Consider the following 263-nt stretch of genomic DNA (forward strand, 5'->3'; position numbering starts at 1 on the left):
AATATTAGCCTTCCTAATAATAGACCACATTTGGGTACACTATGGGGGTCCTTTCTTGGAAAAGTACAGAAGCCAGTACAGAGAAGAGCTTAAAAAGGGCACCGTGGAAAAGCAGGAGGTGCCTATGGAACAATCCTATCGCAAGAGCATTCTTGATGAGACTTGGGAAAGGGTCAAAGGGCTCTTGAGAAGGGACGAGGAGGAAAAGACAAACAGTTAATCTGGAGGTGTTCCCATGGAGTTTAAGTTTAACACCATTGAAG

General features: G+C 44.1%; 1 protein-coding gene. It reads left to right on the top strand.

Translation table 11 applies throughout. The annotated features are described in order from the left end of the window. The first annotated feature begins 55 nt into the window (after window positions 1–55). Window positions 56–220, top strand: coding sequence for a hypothetical protein (locus N3G78_14890; GenBank protein MCX8119202.1), 165 nt, complete (start codon window positions 56–58; stop codon window positions 218–220). Window positions 221–263 lie beyond the last annotated feature (43 nt).

This window comes from Thermodesulfobacteriota bacterium, assembly GCA_026415035.1.
Lineage (GTDB): Bacteria > Desulfobacterota > BSN033 > BSN033 > UBA1163 > RBG-16-49-23.